General features: G+C 62.6%; 8 protein-coding genes. 6 read left to right on the forward strand and 2 right to left on the reverse strand.

Annotated features, from left to right (window positions below):
• Position 1: 1 nt before the first annotated feature.
• The 4 genes from BO1_RS42200 to BO1_RS42215 all read left to right on the forward strand — a co-directional run bounded on the left by BO1_RS42200 (position 2) and on the right by BO1_RS42215 (position 3,621).
• On the forward strand, positions 2-649 hold the full coding sequence (locus tag BO1_RS42200; protein WP_028222713.1) for an amino acid ABC transporter permease: 648 nt from the start codon (positions 2-4) through the stop codon (positions 647-649).
• A complete protein-coding gene (locus BO1_RS42205) occupies positions 646-1,416 on the forward strand; it encodes an amino acid ABC transporter ATP-binding protein (RefSeq protein ID WP_043288777.1) in 771 nt (256 codons plus the stop codon). The genes BO1_RS42200 and BO1_RS42205 overlap by 4 nt, the downstream gene beginning before the upstream one ends.
• A 127-nt stretch (positions 1,417-1,543) precedes the next feature.
• Positions 1,544-2,293, forward strand: a complete 750-nt coding sequence (locus BO1_RS42210; RefSeq protein ID WP_028222715.1) for an IclR family transcriptional regulator — start codon at positions 1,544-1,546, stop codon at positions 2,291-2,293.
• Between the two features lie 176 nt (positions 2,294-2,469).
• A complete protein-coding gene (locus tag BO1_RS42215; RefSeq protein WP_028222716.1) occupies positions 2,470-3,621 on the forward strand; it encodes a patatin-like phospholipase family protein in 1,152 nt (383 codons plus the stop codon).
• 36 nt (positions 3,622-3,657) lie between these two features.
• On the opposite strand, the gene BO1_RS42220 is transcribed toward BO1_RS42215, so the two are convergent.
• On the reverse strand, positions 3,658-4,647 hold the full coding sequence (locus BO1_RS42220) for a GGDEF domain-containing protein (RefSeq protein WP_245644049.1): 990 nt from the start codon (positions 4,645-4,647) through the stop codon (positions 3,658-3,660).
• Between the two features lie 69 nt (positions 4,648-4,716).
• On the opposite strand from BO1_RS42220, the gene BO1_RS59865 reads away from it, so the two are divergent.
• Positions 4,717-4,989 (forward strand): hypothetical protein, encoded by a 273-nt coding sequence (locus BO1_RS59865; RefSeq protein ID WP_156992723.1) that lies wholly within the window; start codon positions 4,717-4,719, stop codon positions 4,987-4,989.
• Here BO1_RS59865 and BO1_RS42225 read toward each other — a convergent pair whose 3' ends face one another.
• Positions 4,990-6,360, reverse strand: a complete 1,371-nt coding sequence (locus BO1_RS42225; RefSeq protein WP_028222718.1) for an MFS transporter — start codon at positions 6,358-6,360, stop codon at positions 4,990-4,992. It lies immediately after the preceding gene.
• Positions 6,361-6,681: 321 nt separating this feature from the next.
• Between BO1_RS42225 and BO1_RS42230 the strand changes: the two genes are divergently transcribed.
• Positions 6,682-7,143, forward strand: a complete 462-nt coding sequence (locus tag BO1_RS42230; RefSeq protein WP_028222719.1) for a GNAT family N-acetyltransferase — start codon at positions 6,682-6,684, stop codon at positions 7,141-7,143.
• Positions 7,144-7,190: the final 47 nt, after the last annotated feature.

Below are 7,190 nucleotides of genomic sequence, written 5' to 3' on the forward strand. Positions count from 1 at the left end.
AATGTCGACCGAATTGTTGATGACCAGCCTGTCGATCCTGCTGCAGGGATTGCTCGGGACGCTGCTGTTGTCCGTGGCGTCCATCGCTGGCGGCACGCTGATTGGGCTCATCGCCGCCGTGTTGCGCTCGTTCGGGCCGTGGGGCACGTCGCGCATCGCCCAGCTCTACACCGAGCTGTTTCGTGGCACGCCCGTGCTCATCACGCTCATGTTCATTTACTTCGGCGTGTCGTACTTCGGCTATGCGATCGACGTGTTCGCGGCCGGCGTGGTGGGACTGAGTGTGTATCAGGGCGCCTATATCTCCGAGATCTTTCGCGCGGGCATCGAAGGCGTGCCCAAGGGGCAGTGGGAGGTCTCGCAGATTCTCGGCCTGAGCAAGACCCAGGCGTTCTTTTCGGTGGTCTTGCCGCAGACGCGAAAGATCGTGCTGCCGCCGCTCATCGGCCAATACCTCTCGCTCATCAAGGACACCTCGATCGTCAGCATGATCGGCATGTCCGAGCTGATGCACGGGGGGCAAGCCATCGTCGACCGGGTTGGCAAGCCGGCCGAAATCTACGGACTCGTTGCCGTGCTCTATTTCGCTGTGTGCTTCCCGCTCTCGCAGTGGGTGCGCCACCATGATCGAAGGAACCTGCTGTCATGACCGCTAACGCCACCCATACCGTCTCCGCCACCGCGAAGCCCGTCATCACGCTCGCGGGCGTGAGCAAATCGTTCGGCGCCACCAAGGTGCTCACCGAAATCAATCTCGACGTGCGCCCGGGCGAAGTGCTCGTGCTGATCGGCGCTTCGGGCTCCGGCAAGAGCACCGTGCTGCGCATCATGGCCGGCCTCGAAACGGCCGACACCGGCGAAGTCTGGGTCAACGAGGTGCCGCTGCACGATGCGCGGCGCGCCCGGGAGATTCGCGGACACGTCGGCATGGTGTTCCAGCAATTCAATCTGTTTCCCCACAAGACCGCGCTCGGCAACGTGACGCTCGCGCTGATCAAGGCGCGCAAGATGAGCCCTGCCGATGCACGCAAGCGCGCCATGGAGGCGCTCGAGCGCGTGGGACTCGCCGAGCGCGCGGAGCACTACCCGAGCCAGCTTTCCGGCGGCCAGCAGCAGCGCGTGGCGATCGCTCGCGCACTCGCGGTCGAGCCGCGCATCATGTTCTTCGACGAAGCGACTTCGGCGCTCGATCCGGAGCTCGTGGGCGAAGTGACCGAGGTCATGCGCGGACTCGCGCGCGACGGCATGACGATGGTCGTGGTGACGCACGAAATGGGCTTCGCGCGCAAGACCGCGGACCGCGTGGTGTTCATGGACAAGGGCGTGATTGCCGAGCAGGGCGAGCCCGAGAAGATTTTCGTGACGCCGCAGAACGAGCGCACGAAGCAATTCCTGCATCGCGTGCTCGATCATTGAAGCGGGTCCGGCCTGGGCAGGACGGCCTGGCTGGCCACGCCTGTCCGGTCCGGCTTCACGCCTCGATCGTGTATGCTCGCGGCCAGTCATTTATCACAAACACCATAGCGCCCACGGAGTTCAAGTCATGTCGTCACCCGAAACATCGAGGGCCCGAGGGGTGGACCGCGTCATCGGCATGCTCAGGCAGTTGCACCTCGCGCAACGTCCGCTGACGATGCGCGAGCTCATCGAGGCAACCGGTGCGCCGCGTTCGAGCGTTTATGAGCTGGTCACGATTCTTGCCGAGGCAGGCTGGCTCGAGATTGCGGAAGACGGGGCCGTGTTTTTCGGCCGCGTGATGCATTACTACGGCTCGGACTATGCGCAGCACAATGACCTGATCAAACGCTCGCACCAGGCCATTCTCGCGCTCGTGCGCAAGCACGACGAAACCGCGCAACTGTGCACGCTCGAAGGCAACAAATATACGGTGGTGCTTTCGGAGAACAGCTCGCGCCCGTTCAACATCAGCTCGGAGATCGGTGTCAAGGTGCCGATTCCGTGGACCGCGACGGGGCGCCTGTTGCTGGGCCACCTGAGCGCCGACGAGATTCACGCGCTGATTCCGGACGAGGATTTCGTGCTCGACAACGGCAAGCGCGTCGAGTTTGCGGATTTTCTGCATGACATCGAGCACGCGGCGAAGCTCGGCTACTGCTGCACCGAAGGCCTCTCCAATACGTTCCGGCTCTGCATGGCCGCGCCCATCCGCGACCGCTCCGGCGCAACGATTGCGGCGCTCTGCTTCATGACGAGCCGGGATACCGAACCGGCCAAGCGTGATTTGATGCTGGAGGATCTCATCGGCTCCGCGCAGGCGCTCTCGAAAATTTGAGTCTGACTGTATTGACGTGAGCGGCCACACGTCGGCCACGCCTTGTGCAACCGCACAGGGCGTTTTCAACACCCTCTCCACCGCTTCTGCCAGCGCATCCTCGCGTTGAAACGCCTACACTTGCTGATGGCATTCGAGTCCCGGCGTCACGCACGGCACAACCAGCGAGGCAAGACATGGCGGCGAAGCGGCCAGCACATCAAGCATTGCCAGGGCAAGTCGTCCTCGTTTTTCAGGGGGGCGGCGCGCTGGGCGCCTACCAGTTGGGTGTCTACCAGGCCATGGACGAATCGGGCATCCAGCCCGATTGGGTGATTGGCACCTCCATTGGCGCGATCAATGCGGCCTTGATCGCCGGGAATCCCCCGGAGCGCCGCTATCGTCGGCTCGAGGAATTCTGGACGCGGGTGACCGACCGCACACGTCTCGACCTGCCTGCCGGCCTGCCCGGCAACTTGCCCGCCTGGGGGCAGGCCTGGGAGAGGGCGTTTGCGAAATGGATGATCATCGGCGGTGGCATCACGGGCTTCTTCCAGCCGAATCTGGCGTCGTGGTTCGGCCCGCTCTTCCCGCTGGGCGTGGACCGCGCGTCGTACTACATGATTGAGCCGCTGCGCGACACGCTCGCTTCGCTAGTCGATTTCGACCTGCTGAACGCTGGGCACCCGCGTTTGACCGTGGGTGCGGTTCACGCTACCACGGGCGCGATGCGCTATTTCGATTCGCGCGACCAGCGGCTGAACGTCGAGCACGTCATGAGTTCGGGCGCGCTGCCGCCTGCGTTTCCGGCCGTGCGGATCGACGGCGAGCCGTACTGGGACGGCGGCATCTACTCCAATACGCCGGTCGAGGTGGTGCTGGACGACAAGCCGCGCAAAAGCTCGATCATTTTCTCGGTGCAGGTGTGGAACCCCGCGGGCCCGGAGCCGCAAAACATCTGGCAGATCTCGGAGCGGCAAAAGGATATCCAGTACGCGAGCCGCACCGATAGCCATATTGCGCGTCAGCAGCAGATCCACCGCTTGCGCCACGTGATCCGCGAACTGGTCAAGCGGCTGCCGGAAAACGAGCGCGCCACGGCCGAGGTCGAGGCGCTTGCCGCCTGGGGATGCCAGACCACCATGCGCCTGATCAAGCTCGCTGCGCCGCGGCTCGATGGCGACGACCAACTGAAGGATATCGACTTCACCCCGGCCGGCATTGCCGCGCGCCAGCGCGCGGGCTATGAGGCCGCGATGCGCGCGATTGCCGCCCGTCCCTGGGAGGCGCCGATGGACCCGATCGAGGGCTTGACCGTCTACAGCGCGGACGAAGGCGCAAGCGCCTGATTCGATGCGTGACGACGTCGCGGTAGCGACGTGCCGTTACGCGCCCGGATGCAATTCGGCTGCGTCGGCGAAGACGGTTTGCCCGCTCCCGAGGGATTTCGCGCGGTACATGGCGCTATCCGCCGCGCGCATCAACGTGCGGGCATTGAGGGCAGCGGCACCGCTCCCCTGCGAGAGCATGCACACGCCGATGCTGCCCGAAACGACGACCGGATATCCCGCAACGGTGTGCAGGGCGTCCAGAATCGCGTGAATCTTCGCGGCGATATTCAGCGCGCGTTCCTTGTCGTGGACCTGATGGGCCAGCACCACGAATTCGTCGCCGCCGAGGCGGGCGAGCGTATCGCCGCGGCGCATGTAGTTCATCAGCGCCGCCGCGAAGCTGCGCAGCAGTTCGTCGCCGACCGCATGACCATGAGCGTCGTTGACTTCCTTGAAGCCGTCCAGGTCGATCAGCAGCAACGCGGCGTGATTCGCCCCGTGAGCGCGAATGGCGAGCGTGCGGCCGATGGCCTGCTCGAGCCGCACGCGATTGCTGAGCCCCGTGAGCGGGTCGGTCGCGGCCTGCTTTTCCAGCCGGTGCACGAGCACCGCCAGATAGAGCGAGGTGGCGGCAAGGCTGAGCGCCACGCCCAGCCCGGCCATGAAGTTCGCGCGCCACCACGGGTGCCAATGCATCAAGCCCGCGACGCCGGTGAGCGCCACCGTGCACGAGAGGGCCAGCATGCGCTGGCCATAACGGCATCCCGCGCCGACGAGGAACCAGAATATGACCCAGAGCAGCGGGAGCGCGGCCCTGCCGCCGAGCGCCATCAGCGCAATCAATGCGGCCTGATCGGCGATCGTGGTGAGGGTCAATCGCAGCGGTGAGCGGCGTGGTCCTGCCGTGGCAGCGATATACGTTGCGACACCGTAGACCACGTAACACGCGGACATTAGCGTCGTCACGTGGACGCTCTTCGACTGATAAACGGACGCGGCGACCAGATAGGCCAGCACGACTATGCCGCCGAGCGATACGCGCAATACCGCTTGTTCTTTCTCCGGGTTCTTGGGGAACGTGCCGAAGAGACCTTGCCCGGGCCAAGAGTGAGAGTGCGTCTCGCCCATGCCAACTACCCCCGCTTCGATGCTGGTTTTGTCGTCCGGCAGTTTAACGCGAGCCTGTGCCGCATTGGCGATGCGATTGGCTCAGTCGGGTGGAAATTGCGTGATATTGCATGGCGGCCGGATGTTGTGGCAATGAAAGGTAGGCGAAACTCGGTGGTTTTATGCTTAATGAATGTTTTGGGGGATTCAAATCCGGGTGAGCATGCGGGGCGGCGCCTCGAGGCGCTGCCCCGCATGCTCAATACCTGGCAGGACTGATCAAGCGTGCCGTGCGGTGTGCCCGCTATTACCCAACGACAGCGCGTCGTCGTATTCGCGCGAGATGTCCTTGTTCGTGTAGTCGCCCATGCGCCAGGCAGCCGCGAGGCTCACGAGGCCGCATACGAAAATATACGCCGCGATCGCATAGCCCGAACGGTAATAAGCGAAGAGCGCGGTGGCGATCAACGGCGCGGGACCGCCGGCAATGATGGAAGCCAGTTGATACCCGAGCGAGGCGCCGCTGTAACGCAGCCGCCCTGTGAACGACTCGGCGATCAAGGCGGCCTGCGGTCCGTACAGCATCGAATGCGGCACCAGCGAAAGCACGATGGCCGCGAAAATCAGCACCGGGTTACGGGTGTCGACCATGGCGAAAAAGATGAAGCCGAATAGGCCGGCGCATGCCGCGCCGATCATGTACATGCGCTTGCGCCCGATCAGATCGGAGACGTGGCCGAAGAACGGGATGGTGAAGAACTCCACGACTGCAGCGGCCAGCACGGCCGTGAGCATGAGGTCGCGCGAGGCGCCGAGCGTTCTTACGCCATAGGCGAAAATAAACGCCGTGAAGATATAGAACGGGGCTTGTTCGGCCATGCGTGCGAACGCCGAAAGCAGAATGTCTTTTGGCTGGCGGCGGATGACTTCCATCGCCGGCGCTTTCTCGATTTTGTGTTCGGCGAGGAGCTTCGCGAAGATCGGCGTTTCGAGGATGCTCAGGCGGATATAGAGGCCGATGGCGACGAGGATGATGCTCAGGAAGAACGGCACGCGCCATCCCCAGGTGAGGAAGCTGCTGCCGGAGATCTGGCTCATGGCCAGCACCACGAGGTTGGAGATGAACAAGCCCGCGGGCACGCCGAACTGCGGCCAGGAAGCGACAAAGCCGCGGTGCGAATTGCTGCGCGCCCATTCCATCGACATGAGGACCGAGCCGCCCCATTCGCCGCCCACGCCAACGCCCTGAATGAAGCGCAGCACGGTGAGGATCACGGCGCCCCAGATGCCGATTGACGCATAGGTCGGAACAAAGCCCACGGCGAACGTGGCCAGTCCCATCAGCAGCAGGGTGACGATCAGCGTGGCTTTGCGGCCGACACGGTCGCCGTAGTGGCCGAAAATGGCCGCGCCAACCGGGCGTGCGATGAAGCCGACGGCGTAGATCAGAAACGCCTGCAGCGTACCGACTAGCGGATCCGATTCAGGAAAATAGAGCTTCGCGAAGACGAGGCCCGTGACAATGCTGTAGAGGAAGAAGTCGTACCACTCGATCGTGGTGCCTATCGTGCTGGCGATCACAGCACGGCGCAATTGACGGTGGGCGTCCTGCTCGGATAAGAACAGCGCTCCCGACGGGTTGTCACTCATTTCGCACCCCCAAGAGTAAGGGTGATTGGGTCTGGTGACTCCTGTTGCGCGGCGGGTGGATTCGATGGACAGGCGAATGCGCGCCACTTGGCGAGCGCGATGGCCTTATCAGCCGTGATGCACGCGATACGCGCTATGGGTCGCCAGGGTGGTTCTACAATGATATGTCACCTTGTGATGTATTGTGGATTCGGATGTTGTGCGCAAGAATCTCTCCCGGGGTGGGGTTTGCGGGCGATATTGGGGGTAAATCCTGATCTGGCGTTGGTGGTGTGGACGACTGCGGCCGTCTTTGCGAATTGTGCTTTTTAATGGAACACGATGATTTCGTTGTCGATTGAAGAAATTTTGCCGTCTGCTGCTCCGTTGGAGCTTCTTTTGCTGGCCGATCCCTCTGAGGAAAAGGTTCGGGCTTACTTGCCTGCGTCGAGATGCTTTGTTGTCTTGAAGGATGGCGTTGTGGTTGGTGTGTGTGCGGTTCAGCAGATAGAAGCGGGCGTTCATGAGCTGATGAACATCGCGGTCAGGCCGGAGCAGCAACAGTTGGGCGTTGGTTCGCGGCTTTTGATGTGGGTGATCGAGATTTATCGCGCGGCCGGCGCGAGGGCTCTGGAAGTGGGTACCGGATCGTTTGGGTATCAGCTGACTTTTTATCAGCGGTATGGCTTTCGGGTTGTTGAGATTGATCGCGATTTCTTTGTTACGCACTATCATGCGCCGATTTTTGAAGAGGGCATTCGGTTGCGGGATATGCTGCGGTTGCGTATCGAGTTTCGCAATTGAAGTGTGCGATGGGGTTTCTTTTCGCGGTGCCCCTCAGCGCGTTGGCC

Source organism: Paraburkholderia oxyphila NBRC 105797, from assembly GCF_000685075.1.
In the GTDB taxonomy this organism is placed as follows: domain Bacteria; phylum Pseudomonadota; class Gammaproteobacteria; order Burkholderiales; family Burkholderiaceae; genus Paraburkholderia; species Paraburkholderia oxyphila.

Coding starts and splice junctions, on each gene's coding strand:
- BO1_RS42200 (WP_028222713.1), top strand. CDS start 2: ATGTCGACCGAATTGTTGATGACCAGCCTGTCGATCCTGCTGCAGGGA.
- BO1_RS42215 (WP_028222716.1), top strand. CDS start 2,470: ATGGCGGCGAAGCGGCCAGCACATCAAGCATTGCCAGGGCAAGTCGTC.
- BO1_RS42205 (WP_043288777.1), top strand. CDS start 646: ATGACCGCTAACGCCACCCATACCGTCTCCGCCACCGCGAAGCCCGTC.
- BO1_RS42225 (WP_028222718.1), bottom strand. CDS start 6,360: ATGAGTGACAACCCGTCGGGAGCGCTGTTCTTATCCGAGCAGGACGCC.
- BO1_RS42210 (WP_028222715.1), top strand. CDS start 1,544: ATGTCGTCACCCGAAACATCGAGGGCCCGAGGGGTGGACCGCGTCATC.
- BO1_RS42230 (WP_028222719.1), top strand. CDS start 6,682: ATGATTTCGTTGTCGATTGAAGAAATTTTGCCGTCTGCTGCTCCGTTG.